Source organism: Streptomyces sp. NPDC018000, from assembly GCF_044328025.1.
Classification (GTDB): domain Bacteria; phylum Actinomycetota; class Actinomycetes; order Streptomycetales; family Streptomycetaceae; genus Streptomyces.
Genome location: NZ_JBIRGM010000029.1, coordinates 1 through 24,128 on the forward strand (window position 1 = coordinate 1; position 24,128 = coordinate 24,128).

Sequence of the window (24,128 nt, forward strand, 5' to 3'; positions counted from 1 at the left end):
GCTGGTGCTGGTCATACGGGTGGTTCTCCTGCTCGTTCGTCCACCCAGGCTAACTGATCACGCTAGGGTGTCTCACCCAACGATGTCAGAGAGGGATCGCCTGTCCTACGTCGTACTTCCTGCCCGTGCGTCCGAGGCAGTCGAGGAGCAAGGTTGCGGCATGGGTCTCACCCTTGGCGCTCTGAATCGTCCCTGCGATAGCCGTACCCTGCCGGGCAGGCATACCGGTCTGCACTCGGTCGGGCTCCAGGACAGTGTCCAGGCTGGACAAGTCCAGAGCTGACCCGTCCGCCAGGTCGCGAAGGCCTGCGGCCAGGCGGGATGTGACCACTGTCCATACTTCCGGTTCTTCCATCGCCCCGGTGAGCAGGTCTAGGAGAATGGCTCTCGTACGCCCGCCTGCGGTAGCAGGTGCTCGGTCCAACCTGCCGAGCGCGGGCAGCGGCGACGCCGCCCTCGAGAAGGTAGGACAGGTCAGGGCGCGGATCCCGTTCCAAAGGTCGACCACCGCCGCTTGTCCCTGCCCGGTCTTCCATCCGGCTCGCGCCTCCCGCACGATCGGGGCGAGCAGGCCTCGCGTCGCGGTCGTCTGGTCGTCTTCGACGGCGCCAAAACCAGGTACGTAACAAGCCAGGCTCTGCGGATACTGCTGTGCGGCGCCCCGCTGCTTCCGGGCGCCAAGTACTCTCGGGGGACTGGCCGCCAGCAGCCCTTCGGGGACCATCTGAGCCGCCAGGTACTCGAAGGCGGGAACGACCTCGTGGACTGACTTCTCGTCGAAGAGGAGCAGGGCGACTGTGCCTTCGGGCCCGTGTCCGATGATCTCCTGACGGCGGTGAACCGTGAGCTGAGCGGCGAGGCTCGCTATCCTGCCGCCGAACCGTCGGCTGACGGGTAGCTCCCCCGCCATGGGCATGGGGAACGACGAGGCACCGGCGCCTCCGATCGAGCTGCCTGAGAAGATCCGCTGGTTCACGTCCCCTACGCGCTGCATGACTGTGCCACCGGCACCGAATACCTTGTCGAGCAGACGCTGCTGCACGGCGTCTGTGTCCTGCATCTCGTCCAGGAGAACAAACGGGAACCGACCCGCTACAGCTCGCGCAAGATCAGGTGCGCGCGCGAGATGGCGCTCCGCTATGGCGTACATGTCCGCGAACCGGAAGATGCCGGACCAGGCGATCCGATGTTTGAGGGCCGTGAACTGCTTACCGCTCTCCGACTTCGCGCCGAAGGGGAGGGGACGGAATGACACTACCTCGAGGTCCGTGCCCTCACAGACATACGACGCGTCAGAGAGCAGACGTTCCCCGTCGGTCTGGTGTTTCAGCGTCGTCCGCAGCTTTGCGTAGGTCCAGCTGGTGTGCAGGATGCGCTGGGCGGCTGCGGCGTACGCGTCGTCGTCCACCACGAGCACCCGCCCGCCCTGACCGCGAATCGCAGGGGTGGCGAGAAAGGTGCGCGTGAAGGACTGGATCGTCCCGATGAAGTGTGGGTAGCGCAGGAGCCTGCGGCCGGCCAAAGTGCCGACGACACGCTTCCTGACCTCGTCTTTGGCCGTATTGGTGTGGGACAGGACGCACACGCCGTGGGTGGCCGACGTCCAACCCTGAGCGAGCAGGGCCAGCTTGAGGCCGATCAGGCTGGTCTTCCCAGACCCTGGGGCAGCCTGCAAATCCAGGGTGTAGAGGCTCTGCAGGAAGTCCCATTGTTCCTGGTGCGGAAGGGTGAGCCCCATCCCAACCGCAGCGGCATCGACCTTCTCCTTGGACAGTGCGTCCGGCGTCAGTGGCAGCTTCATTGATCAGGCGCCGCCGCACAGGTGGCTGAAGGCTTCGCGCAGGTACGTGGGCAGCTTGTCCGGACCGATCGATCCCGGCTGAAGGAGCTGTGCGGCATATTGTGCAGTCACGGCCTTGCTGGCCTGCTTGCCCGGCTTCCTACGCAACGGCTGATATACCCGCATAGCCGCTTCACTCGGAGACATCCCTTCCCGCTGCCACGCCTGGACTTCCTCGGCCGCACGCGCCTGAATGTCGGCCAGTTCGGTGCCCGAAGGCCACTTCTTCGTGGACGCCCATGCAGATCGAACGGCCTGATGCATGATGGTTGTTAGAGGCCACGAAGCTGCCGCAACGTCGTACTCGAGCGTCCAGTGATCAGAGACGAAAGTCTTCACCGGTCCTGCGTCCTCGTCTTTCAACCCCGCCACGTGTTGCTCGACCTGCTCAGGGGTCATGTCCGTGACGCAAGGGAGTTGGCCACGCATGTCGGCCGGGGTCGCAGGTGGCAGTAGGTCTCGGTCACGAATGCACGCAACAGAAACTGGAATCTGGTCACCCTCCCGCTGGAAGATGCGGCTGTACCGGAAGAGACCGGTGTGCCCCACGTTGACGATGCTGACGCCGTTCTCACTGAACGACCAGCCAGCGGCCTCCGCAAGGGCTGGCAGCAATAGAGCCTCCGCATCCCCCTCGACCAGAGCTACGGCCCGGGCAAAGAAGAGGTTGGCTTTGGTCGCATCCAGGAACTTGAACAGGAAGGCGTAGTCGCTGGGTTCGAGCCGGGTGGCACCCGGTGCGAGACCGTAGGTGCGACCCCCAGCGACGAGGGTGATCCATTCGACCGGCACTGCCGAGGCGAGGTGTGGACTGTGCGTGGTGAGTATGACCTGAACCCGGCCGGCGGCGTCCTCCCCACCGGCAGCACGTCCGAGTAGGAGGTCCATGACCCGTGTCTGAAGTTGGGGATGTAGGTGGGCTTCGGGTTCCTCGATGAGCAGGAGGGGTGCAACGTCGCTATTGCCGAGCAGCAGGAGTTCGGCTGCCATGAAGAGTGCGTTGTTGTAGCCGAGACCACGCCGAGTCCATTCAGGCGCGTCGGCGGCGAGTCGAAGTTCCAGCCGCTCTAGTGCCCGGGAAAGAGTCGCATCCCCTGCGACACCAATTTCCCCTCGGAGCTGATCGGTACCGATGGAAAACTTCTGCAGATAGCCGCTGTTAATGTCATCGAGCGCGGCAGTGACCGTGATATTGGAGCGGATGTGATGCTCGGCGCGACGCAGGATGCCGACCAATGTCTTCGCCGTGTCACTTCCTGCATCGAAGTCGTCTGCCCCCTCGTCCTTCATCGTCGGATAGCCGGCAAGGATCTGCGAGAGGCGGGAGCCACGCCCCGCCTTCAGTTCCCCCTCGGCATCCCTCAGCGGACGGAGATACGTAGCCTTCAGATGCTCCCGGGCAGCGCCGTCCACGGCTGGGCCGTCACCGTCCAAGCCGGTCCGTGTCGTGATGGACACCCGATGCGGCGGTAGTGATTCCATCAGCTGAGCCTTGAAGCTGATATGCAGAGATGTCGTCCCATTCTGGTCCGTGGTGAGCAACTCCAGGAAGATGCTCTGCTCCTCCGTTGACAAATCCTTGAAACAGCACGAAATGGTGAAGGTGTCCGCTCTACCTTCCGGTCCGATATGGAAGTCGTCCTTGGTAACACGGTAGTAGTCCACTGCTGTCGTTAGCAGGCACAGTCGGATTGCATCTATGACAGCGGTCTTCCCTGCGTCGTTCTCCCCGAGCAGAACGGACACTCCAGGCTGCAGCTCAAGACTGAGCGAGCTCCCGGAGTCCTCCACCGACCGCCGAGCACCGAAAACTCGGAAGTTTTCGGCGGTGAGTTTGGCTAGATACATCAGACCCCCGCGACCGTGCCACCGCCCCGTGGAGCGCAGGCGCATCCTCCGCACCAGACTCCCCAGCTATGCGCGGCTACTCCGCAAAGCGTACGACCCAAGCCACGGATTGATCAGCAAATTTCAGACATCTGCAGAGCGCTGGTCGCCCGTCGCGTGTCGGGCTGCGGCCAGGCAAAGGAGGCCGGGGACACCGGTGACAGTGTGATAGAGCTGGAAACCCGACAGGGTTTCTTGGACCAGGCGTTCGCAGCGGGGTACTCCGACGCGGCGGGAGAGCTGAAGCATCTCCCGGGCCGCGTGGGCCTCCAGTTTTGGCTTCTTGCGACCCAGAGCCCGGGAGGGGGTGAGCACGGAGGCCGGTCAGGCGCTGTGGCACCTCTGTTCACGGTGATCGCCGCGGCGCTGCAGCGTAAGTACCGTCGTCTTCCCGCACGGCCGGTGGGTTCGGGGGACGGGCTGCGAGCGAATCCGGGGCGGCTACCGGTGCTGCACCCACCACACAAGGCCCGCCACGCATTCCGAACCCGCCGCCCAGGCAGCCCCGCTGGCGAGGCTGACGAACGCGGCGTAGGTGAGCTGGCGGGTGATGGGTATGGGCTTGTCCATGGTTTCACTCCTGGGTGTTCGCCCGGCCCCAGCGGCCGGGCAGGACGACCGAGGGGGTGAGGGGAGGGGCTGTCCGAAAGGGCGGGCAGGGCGGGAAACTCCCTCTACGCTCCTGGCCATCGGGGGTTCGCGCTGGGCCCGCAGCGGGCAGCCGGGCACAGCGGGCACCGGGCAGCAAGGGGGGGCGGATGGAGAGGTCTGCCGGACATGCCGGGCGGGCCGGTCTCTCATGCGCTTGGGCATGAGGAACTACGCCTGGAGGCCCTGGCCGCGCTGGGCGACGTGACCGGATTCGAGCAGCAGATTCATGCCTGGGCAGACGGCTACCGAGCCCGGGGCTGGCCGGGGGGCACCCCCGACTACCTGCTCTACGAGGTCGCCGGCGTGAAAGGTCTCTACTCGCACGTTCCCCTGACCATGGAGCAGGAGATTGCCGATTCGCTGCGAACCAGGTGGCCATGCTTCGTGGCCGGCGAGGGGGAGAGCACTGGAAAGCGACATCTCCCACTGCTCTCCCAATCAATCTAGAAGAGTGGTAAAACAGCAGGTCAGAGCCTCTCAGAACCTCGACTTGAACTGGTTCATGAAGTTCATCACGACCAAGAGCTTCATGCCGTTCGTCATCTACCGCGTACTTCTCGGGCTGGTCCTGCTTCGCGCTGATTGCGGCCGGGGTGCTGAGCCCGCACGCGGGTGAGTCGGCGGGATAGGGTCTGCCCGGCCCTGATCCGCCGGACAGGCCATGGCCGGCTTACACATGCCCGAGAGGCCGGCTCCCCGTCCGCCGGCTCCCGTTCGTCGGCTCAGCGCTTCGCCCGGCGGTGGGCCAGGAGCCCGCCCATGACCAGTCCGGCCAGCAGGGTCACGGTCAGTACCGCCCAGAGCGGCAGGCTGACGGTGGGGATCCACAGCCGGATGCCGACCGATTCGGTATTCGCGGCGATGAACCAGATCGCAAGACCCGTCAGCACCACGATCCCGATAGTGCGTATCCGCACGTCCCGACCCTTGACGGAGAGGGTCGGCGGGGCGTGCGGTCGAGACGTCTTCTGTGCCATGGTTCCAGTATTGAGCGATTCAGGCGATTAGTCCTGACATGCCTTATGCCGACCGGCACATGAGGGCGGGCTCATCGGCACCGTGTCGGCCGCGCCCGTACGACGTGGTGCGACGGTGAGACGGGTCAAGGTATGTCACCCTGCCAGTCCCACCGGTCAAAGTCGCCGTCCCTGGGCTCGTACTCCGCTCGGCCGCCCGGGCCGAACCGCCCGATCTCCGTGTTCAGAGCCGCCCCTTCGCGCAGCGCCGTTTCCGTCCAGCCGGTCACATCGAGGAGCAGCCCGTCGAGCGGGCCGCCCACCAACTCCCGGTAGGAGTGACCTGGCTGGGGCCCCGGGTCGGGATCGTCGTGATCGGCGCCGTACACGCGCCGTTGCCGCATCAGCTCGTCCATGGGGGCAGGATCGCACCCGGCACTGACAATCGCAGCGGGCCGGAAGTCTCACGGCCTGCGTCGGCACCCCAAGTGCGTCTCGATACCCTTGATTGTCCCGGCGTTGGACTCGAACAGGAGCCCCCGCATGCCGGTCGCCTCCGCCGCGCTGACGTTGACCGCGACATCGTCGATGAAGAGGCAGTCCGCGGGCTTCACACCCAACCGGGCACACGTCACTTCGAACGCGGCCGCTTCGGGCTTGCAGATGCCGATCTCGTGCGAGTAGACGATGTCGTCCACCAGTTCACCGAAGCCGTACAGCTCCTCCTCGCGTTCCCGGGCACCGACAAAGCTGTTGCTCAGGATGCCCAGCCTGCAGCGGGAACCGAGGGTGCGTACATAGTCGATCAGTTCTTCGTTGGGGCTCCCGAGGTACTCGTCCCACAAGTCGGCCATGAATGCCTCCGTCTGCACCGGGTCCAGACCGAGGTCCGCCGCGACCCGTTCACGTACCTCGTGCTCGGTGAGTGTCCCTGTACTCCCCGCATCCCAGACATCTCCCAGCCGCTGATGCATGGAACGGGGCGGAAGGCCGAGTCGCTGCTCCCACGCCACGTCCCATCCCGTTGCCGGAGTCATCTCCAGCACCCCACCGATATCGAAGACGACGCAACGCGACTCCATCCGGACCTCTTCCGCTCCTGGGGACCGGGGCGGGTGTACGTCCCGGTCATTCCGACAGGGACACGATGCCGCCTGCCCGGAGGGGAAGGTCAAGGGGCGGGTGAGCACTCCCACGCGTCAGTACGCGACGACCACCCGCCCGAGGAGGCGGGCCGGCACGGGCAGCACCAGGACACCGGTCCGTCCCGGCGGACCGCCGTAGACGGCGGGAACGACTGGATGAAGCAGCCCGAAGACGCCTCTGTCGCGTGACAGAGCGAGCGACCGGCGGGGGCGGTCGCCCTGCGCCCCGCGGAGTACCGGTGATGCCGTCGCCGGACCGCGACCGGCCGTAGCATACGCGGCGTGCCGCGGCCTGATGCGCGCGGCGGCCTCCGCCTGGAACTTCCCGGACAGATGGGGCCGAAAGTCCCTGCCGTACGACGTGTGCGCGTACCAGCCTGGGACATGTACTGCCGGAACCTGGAGGGAAATCATGACCACCACCGAGCTTCCCGTGATCGCAGCCGTCGACGGCTCGTCGCACAGCCGTGAGGCACTCGAATGGGCCGCCCGCGAAGCCGTCCGCCGGGGGCTCCCGCTGGTGATCGTGCACGCCCGGGCTCCGTACCGGCGCGCCGACCAGGAGACGCAGCAGCGCGAGACGGAGGAACTGCTCACCCAGTCCGTACGAAGGGTGTCCGAGATCGCTCCGGATCTGCACCCGTCGACGCTCACACCGCTGGACTTCCCCTCGGCAGCGCTCACCTCGCTCAGTGGTGGTGCGTCGCTGGTGGTTGTCGGCTCACGCGGTCTGGGCGGTTTCCGGTCGCTCATGCTCGGCTCCAACAGTCTGGCGACCGCCTCGATGGCCCAGTGCCCCGTCGTCGTCATCCACAGCGGACCGTCGGACGAGAGCGAAGCGGAGGCGGCTGAATCCTTCCCCGACATTGTCGCGGGTGTGGCCGCCGACGAGAGCAGTGAAGCGGTGCTGGAGTTCGCCTTCGTGACGGCCGCTTCCCGGCCCGGTGCACGGCTGCGGATCGTGCACGGCTGGACGATGTTCTCCTCGATGCTTTCCGGCGGCCCGGTCTTCGACCGCGACGCGGCGGCAGGTGCGGCCGAGCGAACCCTCGCCGAACTCACCGCAGGCTGGCGGGAGAAGTACCCGCAGGTCGAGGTCGTCAGAGAACCGGTCGGCGGCTCCGCTGCCCGCGCCCTGGTCACGGCCTCGGCAACCGCTGCGCTGACCGTGATCGGGCGGCGCAAGGGCGGTGAGTCCCTCGGGCTCGGGCTCTCCCCCGTCGCACAGACCACGCTCACGCATGCGCTCGGCCCGGTTGCCGTCGTGCCCTGCTGACAGTTGTGCCGGCCCGTCGTGCGTGCACGCCCCTTGGCCTCGGACGCCGGCGGGCAGACACTGACCCGATGACGCAGCGCATGGATCTCTCGACCGTGATGGACCAGTTGTCCATCGATGCACTGATCACCGGCTATGCCATGGCGGTGGACGACGGCGAATGGGTGGGCTACCGGGCCCTGTTCACCGCGGACGGCCGCGCCGACTACCGCGGCGCGGGCGGTGTCGAAGGGCCTGCAGCCGAGGTCGCCCAGTGGCTCGCGGAGACCATGCGGCTCTTCCCCGTACGCCAGCATCTGATCGTCAACCGCCGGCTCGACATCCAGGACCTGGAAGGCTGTCCCGGCGACCGCGCCGAAGTGCGGGCCGACTACCTGAACCCGATGCGGCTGGAGGGCGCGGCGGGCGGCGAGGACGGCTCCGGGGTACGGGCGACCGCACCGAACTTCGTCTCCGGTGGGCGGTACGCCTTCACGCTGTCGCGTACGGGGAGCGGCTGGCGGATCCGGACCGTGACCGTGCATGAGAAGTGGCGCGGCACAGCGGGCTCGCCCATCCCCGCATGAGCCCGCTCACCAGCACTTCCGCCCTCTCACGCCGGGAAAGAACTGCGCGACGGCCGAGCAGGGGGGACACTGCTGATCAGCAGGACGAGGAGGCGCAGCATGCGGATTCCGGCCAGTCGGCGCGAGCAGGGGGAGCGGATGCTGCGGTCCGGCCTGTCGCGCGACTGCGTCGCGCTGCTCGCCGGTGCGCTGCCCGCGCTCGCGTTCCCGGCGCCTTCCCTGTGGTGGCTCGCCTATGTCGGTCTGGTGCCGTGGCTGCTGCTGATCCGGTCGGCCGGCACGGGGCGCCGGGCGGCGCTCGACGGCTGGCTCGGCGGGATCGGCTACCTGATCGCCGTCCATCACTGGCTGATGCCGAGTCTCCATGTGTTCATCGTGGTCCTGGCGGCGCTGCTCGGTCTGTTGTGGGCGCCGTGGGGGCTGCTGGTCTTCCGGATACTGCGCGGGCCGGTGTCGGTCGCAGCCGCCGCGGCCGCGATCGTCGTGGTGCCGTGCGGCTGGCTGATGATCGAACTGGTCCGCTCCTGGCAGGGGCTCGGTGGTCCCTGGGGGCTGCTCGGCGCGAGCCAGTGGGAGGTGGCTCCGGCGCTCCGCGTGGCATCCGTCGGCGGGGTGTGGCTGGTGAGCCTTCTGGTGGTCGCCGTGAACACAGCGGTTGCCCTGCTTTTCGTGGCCGCCGCCGCCCGTACGGTCGCCGTCGTCGGTATCTCGGTGTGCGCCTTGGCCGTGGGGGCGATGGCACAGTGGGCGCCGCGGCCTGAGCAGTCGGGCGTGGCCAGGATCGCCGTCGTGCAGCCAGGTTTGATCACGGGCCCCGACAGCGTCGGGCGCCGGCTCGCCGTCGGAGAGCGACTGACCCGCTCGCTGGCGGGGCGCGATCTCGATCTGGTGGTGTGGGGCGAGAGCAGTGTCGGTGTGGATCTGTCCCGGCACCCGGACGTCACCGCCCGGATCGCGGCCCTCTCCCGTCGGGTGGGCGCGGATGTGCTGGTCAACATGGACGCCCGGCAGACGGATGGATCGAGGCGGGCGGGCATCTTCAAGTCCGCTGTGCTGGTGGGACCGGGCGGGCTGACCGGGCAGCGTTACGACAAGATGCGGCTGGTGCCGTTCGGCGAATACATCCCGGCCCGCTCTGTGCTCGGCTGGGCCACGTCCCTGGGCAAGGCGGCGGGCGAGGACCGGCTGCGGGGCACCCATCAGGTGACGATGTCGCTTCCCGGTGCCGCCGGAGGGAAGGGGCTGCGCATCGGGCCGCTGATCTGCTTCGAGTCCGCCTTCCCCGACATGAGCCGGAGCCTGACCCGGGATGGTGCGCAACTGCTGGTCGCCCAGTCGTCGACCTCGACGTTCCAGCACAGCTGGGCGCCCGAACAGCACGCCTCGCTCGGAGCGCTGCGTGCCGCCGAGAACGGCCGCCCGATGGTGCACGCCACGCTCACCGGGGTCAGTGCGGTGTACGGCCCGCAGGGCGAGCGGATCGGCGCCCCGCTCGGTACGGATACGAGCGGGGCCGCCGTGTTCGACGTACCACTGGCTTCCGGTACGACGCTGTTCGTCCGGCTGGGCGACTGGCCGGTGCAGGGGGCGGCGGTGGTACTGGTTGCGTTCTGCGCCTTCGAAGGGGTGCGTTCGCTCAGGAGGCGTGACCGGGTCGGGCCGGCCGGTGCGAAGGGTGATGCGGCTCCGGTGATCGCCTCGGGCGGCGGACCCGCCGGCCGTTCCGGGCCGTAGGAGGAGGCGGGACGGGCTGTCCGGGGCCGTTCGCCGAGACGACGCGGACCTCGCGACGCCGCCCCCATGTGCCGGTCGGCCTCAGGCGCAGTCCAGGTCGCGCAGGATGCGCTCGCACAGCTCATGCGTCTGCAGGGCGTCCTGGGCGCTCAGCACCCTTCCGGCCCGCACGGCGTCCAGGAAGGACAGCACGCTCTGCTCGATGCCGCGCTGGCGGGCCACCGGCACCCAGTCGCCGCGCCGTCGTACGCTCGGCTGCCCCTTGTGGTCGATCACCTCGGCGAGGTTGACGACCTCGCGCTTGGAGTCCTGGCCGGAGACCTCCAGCCGCTCCTCGGTCGAGCCGCTGAGCCGGTTCATCGCGCCGATGGCCGTGAACCCGTCACCGGCCAGTTGCAGCACGACATGGTGCATCAGACCGTCGCGGATCCTGGCCTGTACGACGGTGTGCTCGATCGGCCCCGGCACCAGGAAGCGCAGGGTGTCGACGACATGGATGAAGTCGTCGAGCACCGTGCTGCGCGGTTCCTCGGGCCGGCCCACGCGGTTCTTCTGCATGAGGATCAACTCGCGCGGGTGCTCGGCGCACTGCGCGTAGCCGGGCGCGAGCCTGCGGTTGAAACCTACGGCGAGGCTCACCCCTCGCTCTTCGGCGAGGCTCACCAGCCTCTCGGAATCAGTGAGTTCGTAGGCCAGCGGCTTGTCGACGTACGTGGCGACGCCCGCGTCCAGCAGTCGGCCCACGATCTCCGGGTGTACGGCGGTCGGTGCGTGGACGAACGCGGCCTCCAGACCCTGGGCGAGCAGTGACTCGAGGTCGGCGTGGCGCTGCCCAGCCGGGATCCGGTGGGTTTCGGCGACCGCGATCAAGGTGGCGGGGGTACGGGTCTGCAGATGCAGTTCGACCCCGGGCAGGGCCGTCAGAACCGGCAGATACGCCTTCTGCGCGATGTCGCCGAGCCCGATGCAGCCGACCTTCACAAGGTCTCCCTCCGATTGGCGCGTGCCGTGTTCGTGTCCTGCGTCCGGGCAGCATACGTGTGCTGCGGCGGCTGCCAGTCCATGATGCCGTCGAAGGTACGCAGGACCAGGGCAGGCCCGAATCTTGAGGCGACGGACATCAGCGTGTCGCGTACCGCGACGGCGGGCGCGTTGGTCAGGCTCATCAGCCGGGCCGTCTGTGCGGCCTTGCGGACGATGGCGCTCGTCCGGGGCAGCCGGTCTGCGCTGTACGCAGCCAGAGCCGCCCCGAGGTCGGCGTCGGGCGTCGCGTGGTGGGCGAGCACGATGCCGTCCTCGATGGCCTGGTTGCCGCCCTGCCCGAGGCTGGGTGCCATGGCGTGCGCGCAGTCGCCGACGAGGACGGTACGTCCGCGGTGGAACGCGGGCAGCGGGTCGAGCAGATGGTGCACGTCGTTGCGCAGGATCTGGCCCGGCTCGACGGCCGCGATGATCCCGGGGATCGGGTCGTGCCAGTCACCGAACCGGCGCAGGAGTTCGGCCTTTTCGTCGTCGGCTGCCCGGGCCCCGGCGGGGGCGACGGCGGCCGCGTACGCGTAGATCCGGCCGTCCTTCAGCGGCTGAGTGCCCCAGAGGGCACCGCGCCCCCAGGTCTCGTGCGGGGCAAAGGGCTGATCGGGCGCGGGAACGACGACGCGCCAGGTGGTGAATCCGGCGTACGAGGGTCGGGGGTGATCGGGGAAGAGCAGAGTGCGTACGGCCGAGTTGACGCCATCGGCGCCGATGACGAGGTCGGCCTCGATGTTCCCGGTGGGTGTTTCGACCACGGCGCGGGCGCCGCCCGCGGTGCCGGGGTCCACGACCTTCGCCGCCGTTCCGGTACGGATTCCGGATACGGGCAGCTCGGCGGCGAGAACTCCGATCAGCGTCGCACGGTGCAGCAGGACGAGCGAACCGCCGAACCGCTCGGTCGCCGCCGCGCTGTCCGTCCGAGAGATCCAGCGGCCGCTCGGACCGCGCATTCCGCCGTCTCCCTGCCAGGCGGCGAGGGATCTGATCCTGTCGCCCAGCCCGACAACATCCAGGGCGCGCTGGGAGTTGGGGGCGAGGCTGATGCCCGCACCGACGGGCTCCAGGGAGGCGGCCCTTTCCAGGACGGTGACCTCCCAGCCGCTCCGGTACAGGGCAACGGCGGCGGTCAGACCGCCCACTCCACTGCCGACGACGACCGCATGGGGCTTGTCCACGACTCCTCCTCCACCAGATGGCACTACACCTGTAGTCGCGAAGTCAGCATACTACAGGTGTAGTGTCAGCGGTATGTTGGTCCCATGGGCACACGCAACATCCCCTCCGTGGGCACCTCCCGGGCGAACCGGATCACCGATGCCGCGCTGGCACTTCTCGCCGAGCGCGGCCTGCGGGGTCTCACCCATCGAGCGGTCGACGAACGCGCTGGACTCCCCCAGGGATCGACGTCCAACTACGCGCGCACCCGGCAGGCGCTGCTGGAGGCCGCGGTGCGTCGCCTGGCGGAACGGGAGGCGCAGGTACTGGCTCCGGGCGGGCTCTCGATGCCGGACGCCGGACCGGACAACAGCCCGGACGCCGGACGGTCGGGTGGCACAGGCCTCGGCGCGCAGGACGGTTCGGGCAGCGGTGCGGAGAGCGGACCGGACGCCGGAGCCCGGGCGCTGGCCGCCGTTCTCGCGCCGACCCTGCACCGGTATCTCACCCGCCACCCCGAACTGCTCATCTGCCGCTACGAGCTCGCCCTTGAGGCCACCCGGCGCCCGGAACTGCGGGAGTTCTTCGACGCGACGGGCCGGCAGTTCCGCGAGCCGCTGATGGCGCTGATGACGGCGGCCGGATCGGCCGAGCCCGAACGGCACACCCTGTCCCTGGTGGCCTGGTGCGAGGGGCTGATGTTCTCGTGCGCCGCAGGGTCGTACCACCGCTCCGTGCCGACCGAGGAGGAGCTGCGCACCGGTTTCACCGAACTGCTGCGCGGGATGCTCGGATCGCAGGCGGCATTGCGCTGACCGGCGTAACTCGTGCGGGCCAATCCCGGCTTCCGGGCTCACTCAAAACCGGGTGCGCACAGCAGAGTTGATCAGGTGCAACGAACCCGAATCTCCGTGAAGATCCTGGTCGGCGTGGCGGTCACGATGCTGTGCGGCTGTGTGTCCGTGGCGCCGCAGCCGGATGTTCCGTCCCGCCCCGGGACCAGCAGGTCCGCCCAGGACATGGCGCCGGCGATCGTGCGGCCGCCGGTCCACGACAGCCTGGGAGCCCTGCCGGTCCCCGAGCCGCCCGCATCCGCGTCCGCATCCGCCCCGGCGCCCGGCCCACCGCCGGGCACCCGACGCGCCGCGCCCCGCGCACCACAGCAACGGGAGCACCCCGGGGCGGCGCAGCCCCGGCCGAGTCAGGCCCCGCCCGCTGTGACCGCACCCGTCCCGGCTTCACCGGCCCCCGTCATCAGGAAGGATGCCTGCGCTCTGGGACGGAGGTACGGGCACTGGCCCGCGGGCAGCCCGCAGTTCCGGATCTGCGAGAACACCTACGGTCGCTGAGCGCGGCAGGAGAGAGACGAGCGGGTGGCCCGTCCTCCTCGGACGGGCCACCCCTCACAGCTCCCGCAGCCTCAGCTCCAGCCGCGCGATCGCCGCGCGGACCCCTCCCCCGTATCCGTCGTCCGCCCCGTCGTCCGCGAGCACAGCGGAGGCAGCGCGCGCCCTGTCCAAATGAATCCGAGCCGCCTCGGGGCTGTGGAGCTTCATATAGTCCGCCGCGAGATTGAGATGGAGCGAGGGATAGAACGCCCGCATCGCGAGCGCATCGGAGTGCTGTGCCGCGCGCTCGTCGGTCAGACTGCCGGCCGCGGTCAACGCCCTGAGGTCCCAGGCCAGCTCATCACCAGGGTCGTCCTGCGTGTCGGCCATGTAGTGGGCGAGGGTGCACCGGTGCAGGGCGTCCCCGTCCTCGCCGATCTCCGACCAGAGCTCGCCGAAGCGATTGCGGGCCTCCTCCCGGTCGCCGCCGTGCAACAGCATGATCGCCTGGCCGATCCTGGTCATGACGGCATCCTTCGACGTCTCCCGCTGCTCCGTCACTGCGGCCTCCCTGTCCACGTCCACCCGTTTCCGTTCGACGCTAGCCGCAGCCGCGGTCAATCCCGCTGAGGCTCGGGCGGGCGTCCAGGACCTGTCCACCGGGCGCCCACCCCCGGCCCGGGCCGAACCCCCGGCGTCAGCCCAGGTCGGGGATGCGCCAGTCGATGGCCTCGTGCCCCTGCGCCGCCACCGCCTCGTTGATCTGCGTGAACGGACGGGAGCCGAAGAACTTCTTGGCGGACAGCGGTGACGGGTGCGCACCCTTCACCACCACATGGCGCTCCTCGTCGATCAGAGGAAGCTTCTTCTGCGCATAGTTGCCCCACAGCACGAAGACCGCCGGATCGGGCCGCGAGGCGACCGCGCGGATCACCGCATCGGTGAACTTCTCCCAGCCCTTGCCCTTGTGCGAGTTCGCCTCGCCCGCGCGCACCGTCAGCACAGCGTTGAGCAGGAGCACGCCCTGCTCGGCCCACGGCATCAGATAACCGTTGTCCGGGATCGGCAGGCCGAGCTCCTCATTCATCTCCTTGTAGATGTTCCGCAGGGAGGGCGGCGTCTTCACGCCCGGCCGCACGGAGAAGCACAGCCCGTGCCCCTGCCCCTCCCCGTGATACGGGTCCTGGCCGAGGACGAGGACCTTCACCTTGTCGTAGGGCGTGGCATCCAGGGCTGCGAACACATGGTCGCGCGGCGGATAGACCGGCCCCTTGGCCCGCTCCTCCTCGACGAATTCGGTGAGCTCCTTGAAGTAGGGCTTCTGCAGCTCTTCGCCGAGGACGCCGCGCCAGGACTCGGGCAGCAGGTCGGTGTCGGTCACGTCAACAACCTCCGGTAGGTAATCAGTTCTTCGACCGAGAACCTACCGGGGGCCACTGACAACGGACCCTGTCGGCCCTACCGGTGCCTACCAGCTGGCCTTGCGGTACAGCTCCCACATCTGCATGACCGTCTGCGGATCCAGGGCACGCTCGCCGCCGCCGATGTCCTCGCCCGCAGCGACGTACAGCTTGCCCTGCCACAGCGGCAGCAGCCGCACGTCGTCGACAAGGATCTGCTGGGCCCGCTCGAACTCCTCGCTGACCGCACCCCGGTCGCTCTCCTTACGGGTCTGCGGCAGCACCTGCTCGGTGATCTCCTTCTTCATGTACGGCATCCCGGTGATGCTCTCCTTGCCCACGAAGGGGGCGATGAAGTTGTCCGGGTCCGGGAAGTCCGGGAACCAGCCGCGGCCGAAGACGGGGTACTGCCCCTTGTTGAAGCCTTCCTGGAACTCCTTCCAGGGCTTGCTCTTCAGCGTGATCCTGAACAGCCCGGAGGCCTCCAGCTGTCGCTTCAGCTCGTCGAACTCGGGGGCCGTGGACGAGCCGTACCGGTCGGTCGTGAACCAGAACGTCATTGCGACGGGCTCGGTGATGCCCGCCTTGACGAGGATCTGCTTCGCCTTGCCCTTGTCCCGGTCGCCGTAGGCGTCGAAGAAGCTGGTGGTGTGTCCGGCGATGCCCTTTGGAACCATGGAGTACAAGGGCTCGGCCGTCCCCTGGTAGACCTTGGCCACCAGGGCGTCACGGTCGACGAGCTGGGCGATGGCGCGCCGTACGGCCACATTCCCGGCGGCCGGATCCTCGGGGTTGAAGACCAGGAAGCGGATGTCCGCGCCGACCGTGTCGACGATCTGCAGATCGCTGTTCTTGTCCTTGTTGTCTTCCAGACCGACGACCTCCTCGGCGGTGAGGCCGCGGTAGATCGCATCGATCTCGTTTTTCCTCAGCGCCGCGACCACGGGGGCGGATTCCTTGAAGTACCGGATGGTCACAGCGTCGTTCTTACGGTTGGCAAAACCCTTGTAGTCCGGATTCTTCACCAGCTCGGCCCGGTTCCCCGGCTTGTAAGAATCCAGGAGGTAGGGTCCGGATCCGGTGACCTTTCCGTCGCTGCGGACTTTGTCCTTCGAATAGTCGCTGGGGGCCACCAGCGACATCGCAGGCGTGGCGAGGATGAACGGGAAGGTGGCGTCCGGCTTGGTGAGATGGAACACGACGATGTCGTCCCCCTTGGTCTCGACCCGGTCGAGCGAGCCGAGCATGCCGACGGGGCCGCCTTTGACCTTGATGGCCGTGATCCGGTCCATGGAGTACTTCACGGCCTCGGCGTCGAGTTTGTCGCCGTTGGAGAATTTCAGGCCCTTCCGGAGTTTGCACCGGTAGGCCGTGCTGGTCGTGTCGGTGAACTTGCACCATTCCGCCGCATCGGGCTCGGGGCTGGTGCTGCCGGTGGGGAAGCTCACCAGTGTCTGGAAGACATTCCGCATCAGTTCCCAGGAGTTGTCCCACGCCGCCGCCGGATCGAGGGTGGAGGGCTCGCTGGTCGTACCGACGACGATCTTCTGTTCCACTTTCGAGCCGCTGTCGGAGAGAAGTCCGCAGCCTGCCAGCAGGGAAAGGGAAGCAAGGACTGCAGTGGCCTGCAGACTGGCCCGGTAGAACACGTGAACGCTCCTCGATCAGCCATGGATCGGCAGACCATACCGCAGTGCCCCGTCGGGTCAATCCGCAGGCCCGACAGGGCACTTGAGTCAATCAGGGCCAAACCCGCTCAGGCCGTTCTCAGCTCATGCCCGCATTCAGGCAGATGCCGCCGTCGACCACCAGGGTCTGTCCCGTGATCCAGTCGCTCTGGCTCGACGTGAGGAACGCGGCGGCGCCGCCGATGTCCTCGGGGACGCCCAGCCGGCCGAGCGGATAGGCCGCAGCGACCTCCGCCTCGCGGCCCTCGTACAGCGCCTGGGCGAACTTCGTCTTCACGACCGCGGGAGCGATCGCGTTGACCCGGACGACCGGCGCGAACTCGTGCGCCAGCTGAAGGGTCAGGTTGACCATGGCGGCCTTGCTCATCCCGTACGCGCCGACGAAGGGCGAGGCCGAGATACCGGCGACCGAGGCGATGTTGACGATCGCCCCGCCGTTCTCCTTCTGCCAGACCTTCCAGGTCTGCTGGGCGAAACCGAGCGCCGAGATCACATTCGTCTCGAAGACCTTGCGGGCGACATTGAGGTCGAGTTCCGCGATCGGGCCGAAGACCGGATTCGTACCGGCGTTGTTGATCAGAAAATCGAGACGGCCGAACGCCTCCATGGTGCGCTCGACCGCCGCCGCCCGGTGCGCCTCGTCGTGCGCCTTGCCCGCCACGCCGATGACGCGGTCGGAGCCGAGTTGCTCGACGGCGTCCTTCAGGGCGTCCTCGCGGCGTCCGGTGATGCACACCCGGTCGCCGCGCGCCACGAGCGCCTCGGCAATGCCGTATCCGATGCCCCGGCTCGCGCCCGTGATGAGCGCGACCTTCCCACTGTCCTGCACAGTCATGATGCCTGCACCCCTTCGGATCAGTTGAGCGGTCCGCCGGAGACGTACATGACCTGACCGGAGACGAAGCCGGCCTCGTCGCCCGTGAAGAAGGCGATGGCGTTGGCGACGTCCTCGGGGCGGCCGACACGCTGCACCGGGATCTGGGTGGCGGCAGCGGCCTGGAACTCCTCGAAGCCCATGCCGACCCGGGCCGCGGTCTGCGCGGTCATCTCGGTGACGATGAAGCCGGGTGCGACGGCGTTGGCGGTGATGCCGAACTTGCCGAGCTCCTTGGCAAGGGTCTTGGTGAAACCCTGCAGACCGGCCTTGACGGCAGAGTAGTTGGCCTGGCCGCGGTTGCCGAGCGCCGACGAGGAGGAGAGCGAGACGATGCGGCCGAACTTGGCGTCCACCATGTGCTTCTGAACAGTCTTGGCCATCAGGAACGCACCCTTGAGGTGCACGTTCATCACGGTGTCCCAGTCGGACTCGCTCATCTTGAAGAGCAGGTTGTCGCGGAGCACGCCCGCATTGTTGACGAGGATCGTCGGGGCGCCGAGCTCGGCGGCGACCCGCGCGACCGCGGCTTCCACCTGGGCACTGTCCGACACATCGCAGCCGACGGCGAGGGCGGTGCCCCCGGCAGCGGTGATCTTCTCGACGGTGTCCTTGCAGGCCGCCTCGTCGAGGTCGAGTACGGCGACGGAACGGCCCTCGGCCGCCAGGCGTACCGCGGTGGCGGCGCCAATGCCCCTCGCCGCTCCGGTCACGATGGCGACGCGCTGCTCGGTGGTGGACATGCTTGGTTCTCCTCGCCCTTGGATCGCGGCTCAGCGGACGTCGGGGCACCCCCGGCACGGAACCTTCGTGCGCGGAGTCTTCCCGATAACTGAGCAACCGCTTAGTACCTTCAGCAGACGAGACGCTAGAAGCCCTGGCACTCGGTGTCAACGGCCCACGGTCGCAGGGGTACATGTCACACCCGGCGGCGCCGCTGCCGCAATGGCTGCGGGCGGCGCCGGGGGCTGCGGATCAGCGCACCAACAGGTCGAGCAATCGTTCGACCTCGGCCTCCGGGTCGGTCGTGAGGCCACTGTGCACGGGGCTCGGCTGGACGACGGTGGAGCGCGGGGCGATCAGCCAGCGAAAGCGGCGTCCTGCGTCGTCGCGGGCCGCCTGGCCCGCGTCCGTACCGCCGCGGCACACGCTCTCGACGGCATGCAGGGCGGCCCGTACACCGACCACGTCGGCGGTCGGGTCCAGGGCCTTCAGCTTGGTCTCGTCGAGATGGGTTCGGGCGGCGACGAAACCCTGGGCGTGGCAGTAGACGACCACACCCGCGTTGAAGAACTCGCCGCGCTGCACCCGCGGCACCACGCGCAGCAGCGCGTACTCGAAGACATCGCGGTGGGTCACGGCTGGCCGTCCTTGTCGTTCTTCTTCTTGGTGGGGTGCGGCCAGGGGGTGAGGTGTTCGGTGAGCCAGCCAGGGGCCTGTGACGGCTTGGGCTCGGTGGGGCCCTCCATCGTGATGCGCTCATGAATGGTGGCGGCGCGCGGCAGCAGCACCTCCACATAGGCGCGGCGCAGCTCGTCAGTGGAATCGAAGCCGGGCTCGTCCACCAGCCACTCGTCGGGGACATCGGCCGCGACCTCGGTGAGCAGCTCCTCGGTGACCAGCGGGGCGAGCTCGGCGGCGGCCGCCGCAATATCGGGGGCGAACGGGGCCAGCGCATGGTCCGAGGCGTTGTACGGCTTGGCGGCGGACGCCTGGGCGCCGGGCCAGTTGTGGTGCCAGATCATGGTGGCGCCATGGTCGATGAGCCACAGGTCGCCGTGCCAGATCAACATGTTCGGGTTGCGCCAGGAGCGGTCGACGTTGTTGATCAGCGCATCGAACCAGACGGCACGCCCGGCTTCCCGGGAGTCGACCTGGTAGGCGAGCGAGTCGAAGCCGATCGAGCCGGGCAGGAAGTCCATCCCGAGATTGAGCCCGCCGCTGGCCTTCAGGAGCTCCTGCACTTCCTGGTCGGGCTCGGCGAGCCCGATGACCGGGTCGAGCTGTATCTGCACGAGGTCAGGGACGCGAAGGCCGAGTCTGCGGCCGAGTTGTCCGCAGATGACCTCCGCGACCAGTGTCTTGCGGCCCTGTCCGGCGCCGGTGAATTTCATGACGTAGGTGCCGAGATCGTCGGCTTCGACGATCCCGGGCAGCGATCCGCCCTCCCGCAAGGGCGTGACGTAGCGGGTCGCCGTGACTTCGGTGAGCATTTCCCCAGGCTATACAGCTCGGACGCCTTGTGACCCATGGCATGTCACCAACCGCCACAGACCGTGAAATCGCCGCGGTCAACCCTGGAGGGAACGCGACAGCTCGCTGACCTGCACAGTTACCGCACCGGACATCCCGCAGACGTAACGCCTACGAACACAGCACCGCCACGACGCGGCTGCGGAGAAGCTCATACTCCTCACGGAGCCGCATGATCCGGGCAGGCCGTTCAATCACATCTCCGCCGACGACTGTCTCTTCGGGGCCGAACTGCTCGCGGGTGAGATCGACTTCGATCCCCATGCCCAGACGGTTCCACCAGTGGTAGTCCACTCGCTCGCCATTGACATGAACCTCACCACGGATCAGCTCACCGCCCAACAGATCGTTCACCACCAGGGCCGTGACACCGCACTGGTCGCGCGCCGGATTGTCCGGGGTCCAGTTCGGACGGTGATCCGGCGTCGTGGTGTCCGCGCCCCAAGCGCCGCGAATGGCCTGCTCAAAGTCGTTGAAGTTCCTCAGTGTCATACCGCTCAGCTTTGCAGACGCCTCTGACAATGACGCGCGATGCGTGTTCTCCCGGACGGCTCGCGGTCCTCGCCGAGGCTCCGCCGGTCGCCCCGTGCGCGGCTGGTTGTTCAGCGGGTACCTCGGGGCTGCCGACGTGCTGCGTCACCCGGAGGATTTCCATGCGGCGGTCGCCGGTGGTGCGCGTACCGACCGACGGCTCTACGACAACCATTCGGAGGAACGGTTTCTCGGCCACACGGATGTACTTCCGGAGAACTACGAGCGCAGTTCACTGCTCTCGGAGGCGGCCGGGCCGACCCGCCCGCTCATGCTGGTGCACGGACTTGCCGATGACAATGTGGCCGTCGTCCACATGCTGCGGTTCTCCGCCGCGCTGCTGGCCGCGGGCCGGTCGCACACGGTGCTGCCGTTGTCCGGGGCCGGGCTTCTGGTCACCCAGGAGGAGACGGTGAGCAATCTGTGCTGCTGGAGCGGGACTTCCTCAAGAAGTCCCTTGGGCGTTGAAAACGGGGGTCGCGCTGCGCGTACCCCTGGTCGGACACGGAAGTCGTGCACACCGAAATCGTGAATCGCGGAAGGGAAAGCCAGCATGAGCGCATCGCAGGACCACGAGGTCCGTCCCGGGCGTCGGGCCGTTGTGGCAGCGGTCGGGGCCGTCTCGGTGGCCGCCGTACTCACCGCGTGCGGCAACCAGAAGGACTCGGGCGGTTCGGATGCGGTCGAGCCGACCGATGACGGATCGGATGTGGTCGAGCCGACCGATGACGCATCGGCCAGCAAAGCCGCTCTGGCAAAGACCGCCGACATCCCGGTGGGCGGCGGAATGATCTTCGCCGACCTGGGCGTAGTGGTGACGCAGCCCAAGGCCGGCGAATTCAAGGCGTTCTCGTCGAAGTGCACCCACCAGGGATGCGCGGTGTCGAGCGTGTCGGAGGGCACCATCAACTGCCATTGCCACAGAAGCAAGTTCGATGTGGCGACGGGCAGCGTGATGGCAGGTCCGGCCACAAAGCCGCTGCCCGCCCGACCGATCACGGTCGAGGGCGACTCGATCACGCTCGATTCCTAGTGCCGGTCGCGGCACTAGCGCCGGTCGCGGCGCCAGGCCCTGTCCGGGCCTGATCGCCCGGACAGGGCCCTGGCCCGCTCTCGGCTCAGCCAGCAGTCGAGTACGTCATCGGTGGTCGTGATGGTGGCGACAAGGGCGAGTGTGTTGCGGATCAACGCGGGGGTGTAGTCGGCCGGCACCCCCGCGATGGCGTCGGACGGCACCACCGTTGTATATCCGAGATTCACCGCGTCGAACGCGGCGTTGGGGATGGCGACATTGGCCGAGACCCCGGTGACGACGAGCGTCCGGCAGCCGAGGTTGCGCAGCAGTGCGTCCACATCCGTACCGGCGATGGGCGAGAGGCCGTGCAGTCGGCGCACGACGAGGTCCTCGTCCGCCACTTCGATGGGCGCGGCGATCCGTACCGCCGTGCTGCCCGAGTGCTGTTGTACGGGCAACCGGCCGGCGGCCCGGAAGAGGCGGGCGTTGCTGTTGGCACCCCGCCCGTCGGGACGGCGTTCGGCCACCGCGTGCAGCACCTGGACCCCGGCCTCATGGGCGGCTGCGACCAGTCGGGCGACGCGGTGGAGGGCGCCGGAGGACCTGGCCTCCTCGGCCAGTTCGGGCAGCGCGCTCCCGGGGCCCACGACACCTTGTTGGCATTCGACCGTCAAAAGCACGGTGGTGGCAGGATCGAGCTGCGCGGCGAGCTGTTCCTTGGACGGCACGGCTGCCCCTTTCGGTGACGGATCGGGCGCGCGAGGTTAACCGCCATTGCGTGATGAGGGAAGAGGCCCCATGATCTCTGACACAAAGTCAGCTATCAAGAGGGGGCGTCCCATGGCCGCCATTCAGCGACGGGGCCGTCGGATCATGATGACGGACGCGGAACGCGACACCTATCTCGCCGAACAGCGCACCTGCCGGATCGCCACCGTGTCCGCGGACGGCCGCCCGCATGTCGGCGCCCTCTGGTTCGTCTGGGACGGCACCTCGCTCTGGCTGTACTCGATCATCCGCAGCCTGCGCTGGTCCCAGCTGCGCAACGACCCGAGGATCGCGGTGATCGTGGACGACGGGGTGGAGTACGCGGATCTGCGCGGCATCGAACTCTCCGGCGCGGCCGTCCCTGTGGGCGAGGCGCCCCGTACCGGCGAACCGTGCCCCGAACTCGACGCGCCGGAGCGGCTGTTCGCAGCGAAATACTTCGGGATGGACACCATGCCGCACGACGGCCGGCACGCCTGGCTGCGACTCACCCCTCAGGCCATCACCTCCTGGGACTTCCGGAAGCTCGCAGGGCCGTCCACCACCTGAAGACATGCTTTCCCGTCCTACGCCGACGGCGCATCCAGCTCCCGGCCGGCCATCCGCAGCGCCGCCACCGCCGCCCTGATCGACGGACGCCGGTCCGCGTCGGTACGCCATACTGCATGGACGTGCCGGCGCATCTTCTGCCGTACCGGCACGAGCCGCACCCCGTCAGGCACCGGCCCCCGGCCCAGTCGCGGTGCCACACAGACCCCCATCCCCGCTGCGATCAGGGCGAGTTGGGTGTGGTGTTCGCCCGCCAGATGCGCGATGCGCGGTTCGATACCCTTCGAGCGCAGAGTGAACATCAGCCAGTCGTAGCAGAATTCACCCTCCGGCCATGACACCCATTCGTCGTCGGCGAACTCCTCCAGGTCCACCTCCGCCCGGTCCGCGAGCCGGTGTCCGGCCGGCATCGCGACGTCAGGTGCATCGTCCAGGAGTTCGACCTTGGCCAGGCCACCGGACACCGGAAGCCGCTTGTTGCTCCAGTCCAGCACCACCGCAAGGTCGATGTCGCCCCTGATCACTGCACGGATCCCGTCCTCTGGCTCCAATTCCCTTGTCCGTACGCGCAGTTCCGGGTGGTCTGCACGCAGTGCGAGGAGCGCCGCGGGAAAGAGTCCGCGGGCCGCGGTCGGAAAGGCGGAGAGCCGGATCTCACCCACCACCTCACCGTGCTGCGCCTCGATGTCGGACTGGGCCAGCTCGACCTGGGACAGGATCCGGGCCGCATGGTCGGCGAGCAGCCGGCCGGCATCGGTGAGCCGGACTCCGCGGCCGTTCTTGGCGAGAAGCTGCTGGCCAACCTCCCGCTCCAGCTTCGACATCTGCTGAGAGACCGCCGATGTGGTGACATGCAGCCCCTCGGCGGCACCGCTGACTGAACCGAGCCGGGCGAGGGCATCCAAGGTGCGCAAGCGCTCCAGGTTCAACATGTAAGCAACGCTACGCGAATTCGCGCGCAAATTCTCACTTTTCCTACGTGGTTGTCTTCGTCATCGTTGCCCCCCATGAGCGCCGCCGCCACGCCGAGAACCACTCCTCCCGCCAAGTCCCCCGCTCCCGCCCTTCCGGCCGGGACGACCGCTCCGGCCTCAGCGCCCGCCGCGCGCCGGGGGTACGGCGTGAGCGGCTGCCGCGCGGCGCCCGCACGTGGGGGCATCTGGCCGTCGCCGCGTTCTTCCTGAACGCACTGCCGTTCTCGCTCTTCGCGTATGCCGAGTTGAGCATCCCGTCGACGCTGGCCGGAATCTGCAATGCGACCTCGCCCCTGTGGGGCATGGCGCTTTCCCTTCTCGCACTCTCCGAGGACCGGCCGACCCTCGCCGCGTCGCCGGACTCGGGCTCGGGTTCCTCGGTGCGCTGACCGTACTGGGCACCTGGCAGGGCTTCTCCGGTCCGGACTTCAGCGGTACGGCCATGGCCCTGCTCGCCTCCCTCAGCTGTCCGATCGGCTGGATGTACGTCCGCAGAACGCTGGCTC

The 24,128-nt window shown here is 68.0% G+C and carries 26 protein-coding genes and 3 pseudogenes; 11 read left to right on the top strand and 18 right to left on the bottom strand.

The annotated features are described in order from the left end of the window. Positions 1 to 85: 85 nt before the first annotated feature. From ACH4EW_RS29835 to ACH4EW_RS29845, 3 genes are all read right to left on the bottom strand, one after another. The gene (locus tag ACH4EW_RS29835) at positions 86 to 1,801 is read right to left on the bottom strand and encodes a UvrD-helicase domain-containing protein (protein ID WP_398262238.1); all 1,716 of its coding nucleotides are present in this window, start codon (positions 1,799 to 1,801) and stop codon (positions 86 to 88) included. Between the two features lie 3 nt (positions 1,802 to 1,804). Further along, a complete protein-coding gene (locus ACH4EW_RS29840; protein ID WP_398262240.1) occupies positions 1,805 to 3,733 on the bottom strand; it encodes an ATP-dependent nuclease in 1,929 nt (642 codons plus the stop codon). A 435-nt stretch (positions 3,734 to 4,168) separates the two neighbouring features. Further along, positions 4,169 to 4,297, bottom strand: coding sequence for a hypothetical protein (locus ACH4EW_RS29845; protein ID WP_398262242.1), 129 nt, complete (start codon positions 4,295 to 4,297; stop codon positions 4,169 to 4,171). 207 nt (positions 4,298 to 4,504) lie between these two features. Here ACH4EW_RS29845 and ACH4EW_RS29850 point away from each other — a divergent pair, with 207 nt between their 5' ends. Continuing rightward, positions 4,505 to 4,825 (top strand): hypothetical protein, encoded by a 321-nt coding sequence (locus tag ACH4EW_RS29850; protein WP_398262244.1) that lies wholly within the window; start codon positions 4,505 to 4,507, stop codon positions 4,823 to 4,825. Between the two features lie 49 nt (positions 4,826 to 4,874). Next, a pseudogene (locus tag ACH4EW_RS29855) lies at positions 4,875 to 5,007 on the top strand (undecaprenyl-diphosphatase); the annotation flags it as partial. 93 nt (positions 5,008 to 5,100) lie between these two features. Here ACH4EW_RS29855 and ACH4EW_RS29860 read toward each other — a convergent pair. The 3 genes from ACH4EW_RS29860 to ACH4EW_RS29870 all read right to left on the bottom strand — a co-directional run bounded on the left by ACH4EW_RS29860 (position 5,101) and on the right by ACH4EW_RS29870 (position 6,416). Beyond that, a complete protein-coding gene (locus ACH4EW_RS29860; RefSeq protein ID WP_398262246.1) occupies positions 5,101 to 5,355 on the bottom strand; it encodes a LapA family protein in 255 nt (84 codons plus the stop codon). A 125-nt stretch (positions 5,356 to 5,480) separates the two neighbouring features. Beyond that, positions 5,481 to 5,750 (bottom strand): hypothetical protein, encoded by a 270-nt coding sequence (locus ACH4EW_RS29865; protein ID WP_398262248.1) that lies wholly within the window; start codon positions 5,748 to 5,750, stop codon positions 5,481 to 5,483. Between the two features lie 48 nt (positions 5,751 to 5,798). Beyond that, positions 5,799 to 6,416 carry an HAD family hydrolase gene (locus ACH4EW_RS29870; RefSeq protein WP_398262250.1) on the bottom strand — a complete coding sequence of 206 codons (618 nt, stop codon included), beginning with the start codon at positions 6,414 to 6,416 and terminating at the stop codon, positions 5,799 to 5,801. Between the two features lie 475 nt (positions 6,417 to 6,891). Between ACH4EW_RS29870 and ACH4EW_RS29875 the strand changes: the two genes are divergently transcribed. From ACH4EW_RS29875 to lnt, 3 genes are all read left to right on the top strand, one after another. After that, positions 6,892 to 7,755, top strand: coding sequence for a universal stress protein (locus ACH4EW_RS29875; RefSeq protein WP_398262252.1), 864 nt, complete (start codon positions 6,892 to 6,894; stop codon positions 7,753 to 7,755). 68 nt (positions 7,756 to 7,823) lie between these two features. After that, on the top strand, positions 7,824 to 8,321 hold the full coding sequence (locus ACH4EW_RS29880) for a nuclear transport factor 2 family protein (RefSeq protein ID WP_398262254.1): 498 nt from the start codon (positions 7,824 to 7,826) through the stop codon (positions 8,319 to 8,321). A gap of 99 nt (positions 8,322 to 8,420) precedes the next feature. Next, on the top strand, positions 8,421 to 10,055 hold the full coding sequence (gene lnt, locus ACH4EW_RS29885; protein ID WP_398262256.1) for an apolipoprotein N-acyltransferase: 1,635 nt from the start codon (positions 8,421 to 8,423) through the stop codon (positions 10,053 to 10,055). 81 nt (positions 10,056 to 10,136) lie between these two features. On the opposite strand, the gene ACH4EW_RS29890 is transcribed toward lnt, so the two are convergent. Then, entirely contained in the window at positions 10,137 to 11,036 is a 900-nt protein-coding gene (locus ACH4EW_RS29890; RefSeq protein ID WP_398262258.1) for a Gfo/Idh/MocA family protein, read from the bottom strand. Beyond that, complete coding sequence (locus tag ACH4EW_RS29895; RefSeq protein ID WP_398262260.1) at positions 11,033 to 12,262, bottom strand: FAD-dependent monooxygenase; 1,230 nt, start codon at positions 12,260 to 12,262, stop codon at positions 11,033 to 11,035. The genes ACH4EW_RS29890 and ACH4EW_RS29895 overlap by 4 nt, the downstream gene beginning before the upstream one ends. Positions 12,263 to 12,346: 84 nt before the next feature. Here ACH4EW_RS29895 and ACH4EW_RS29900 point away from each other — a divergent pair, with 84 nt between their 5' ends. Beyond that, positions 12,347 to 13,057: a TetR/AcrR family transcriptional regulator gene (locus tag ACH4EW_RS29900; RefSeq protein ID WP_398262262.1), complete on the top strand. Its 711-nt coding sequence runs from the start codon at positions 12,347 to 12,349 to the stop codon at positions 13,055 to 13,057. A gap of 75 nt (positions 13,058 to 13,132) precedes the next feature. Beyond that, positions 13,133 to 13,591 (top strand): hypothetical protein, encoded by a 459-nt coding sequence (locus tag ACH4EW_RS29905; protein WP_398262264.1) that lies wholly within the window; start codon positions 13,133 to 13,135, stop codon positions 13,589 to 13,591. A 54-nt stretch (positions 13,592 to 13,645) separates the two neighbouring features. Here ACH4EW_RS29905 and ACH4EW_RS29910 read toward each other — a convergent pair whose 3' ends face one another. The 8 genes from ACH4EW_RS29910 to ACH4EW_RS29945 all read right to left on the bottom strand — a co-directional run bounded on the left by ACH4EW_RS29910 (position 13,646) and on the right by ACH4EW_RS29945 (position 20,277). After that, a complete protein-coding gene (locus tag ACH4EW_RS29910; RefSeq protein WP_398262266.1) occupies positions 13,646 to 14,131 on the bottom strand; it encodes a hypothetical protein in 486 nt (161 codons plus the stop codon). Positions 14,132 to 14,267: 136 nt separating this feature from the next. Further along, positions 14,268 to 14,951: a uracil-DNA glycosylase gene (locus tag ACH4EW_RS29915; RefSeq protein WP_398262267.1), complete on the bottom strand. Its 684-nt coding sequence runs from the start codon at positions 14,949 to 14,951 to the stop codon at positions 14,268 to 14,270. A gap of 87 nt (positions 14,952 to 15,038) precedes the next feature. Beyond that, positions 15,039 to 16,619, bottom strand: a complete 1,581-nt coding sequence (locus ACH4EW_RS29920; RefSeq protein ID WP_398262269.1) for an ABC transporter substrate-binding protein — start codon at positions 16,617 to 16,619, stop codon at positions 15,039 to 15,041. Positions 16,620 to 16,737: 118 nt separating this feature from the next. Next, complete coding sequence (locus tag ACH4EW_RS29925; protein WP_398262271.1) at positions 16,738 to 17,493, bottom strand: SDR family oxidoreductase; 756 nt, start codon at positions 17,491 to 17,493, stop codon at positions 16,738 to 16,740. A 20-nt stretch (positions 17,494 to 17,513) separates the two neighbouring features. Then, positions 17,514 to 18,275, bottom strand: coding sequence for a 3-oxoacyl-ACP reductase FabG (gene fabG / locus ACH4EW_RS29930; RefSeq protein WP_398262273.1), 762 nt, complete (start codon positions 18,273 to 18,275; stop codon positions 17,514 to 17,516). 232 nt (positions 18,276 to 18,507) lie between these two features. Beyond that, positions 18,508 to 18,891 carry a DUF3037 domain-containing protein gene (locus ACH4EW_RS29935; protein ID WP_398262275.1) on the bottom strand — a complete coding sequence of 128 codons (384 nt, stop codon included), beginning with the start codon at positions 18,889 to 18,891 and terminating at the stop codon, positions 18,508 to 18,510. Continuing rightward, positions 18,888 to 19,745: a HipA family kinase gene (locus ACH4EW_RS29940; RefSeq protein WP_398262277.1), complete on the bottom strand. Its 858-nt coding sequence runs from the start codon at positions 19,743 to 19,745 to the stop codon at positions 18,888 to 18,890. Before ACH4EW_RS29940 ends, ACH4EW_RS29935 begins: the two co-directional genes overlap by 4 nt. A 151-nt stretch (positions 19,746 to 19,896) precedes the next feature. Next, positions 19,897 to 20,277 (bottom strand): hypothetical protein, encoded by a 381-nt coding sequence (locus ACH4EW_RS29945; RefSeq protein ID WP_398262279.1) that lies wholly within the window; start codon positions 20,275 to 20,277, stop codon positions 19,897 to 19,899. Between the two features lie 94 nt (positions 20,278 to 20,371). On the opposite strand from ACH4EW_RS29945, the pseudogene ACH4EW_RS29950 reads away from it, so the two are divergent. After that, positions 20,372 to 20,784, top strand: a pseudogene (locus ACH4EW_RS29950) (alpha/beta hydrolase family protein); the annotation flags it as partial. Positions 20,785 to 20,869: 85 nt separating this feature from the next. Beyond that, positions 20,870 to 21,349 carry a Rieske (2Fe-2S) protein gene (locus ACH4EW_RS29955; RefSeq protein ID WP_398262281.1) on the top strand — a complete coding sequence of 160 codons (480 nt, stop codon included), beginning with the start codon at positions 20,870 to 20,872 and terminating at the stop codon, positions 21,347 to 21,349. A gap of 14 nt (positions 21,350 to 21,363) precedes the next feature. On the opposite strand, the gene ACH4EW_RS29960 is transcribed toward ACH4EW_RS29955, so the two are convergent. Then, entirely contained in the window at positions 21,364 to 22,059 is a 696-nt protein-coding gene (locus ACH4EW_RS29960) for a cysteine hydrolase (RefSeq protein WP_398262283.1), read from the bottom strand. A gap of 112 nt (positions 22,060 to 22,171) precedes the next feature. On the opposite strand from ACH4EW_RS29960, the gene ACH4EW_RS29965 reads away from it, so the two are divergent. After that, complete coding sequence (locus ACH4EW_RS29965; protein ID WP_398262285.1) at positions 22,172 to 22,648, top strand: pyridoxamine 5'-phosphate oxidase family protein; 477 nt, start codon at positions 22,172 to 22,174, stop codon at positions 22,646 to 22,648. A 17-nt stretch (positions 22,649 to 22,665) separates the two neighbouring features. Here the strand turns inward: ACH4EW_RS29965 and ACH4EW_RS29970 are convergent, their stop codons facing one another. Then, complete coding sequence (locus ACH4EW_RS29970) at positions 22,666 to 23,580, bottom strand: LysR substrate-binding domain-containing protein (RefSeq protein ID WP_398262287.1); 915 nt, start codon at positions 23,578 to 23,580, stop codon at positions 22,666 to 22,668. 173 nt (positions 23,581 to 23,753) lie between these two features. Between ACH4EW_RS29970 and ACH4EW_RS29975 the strand changes: the two are divergent. Next, positions 23,754 to 24,127, top strand: a pseudogene (locus ACH4EW_RS29975) (EamA family transporter); the annotation flags it as partial. Position 24,128 lies beyond the last annotated feature (1 nt).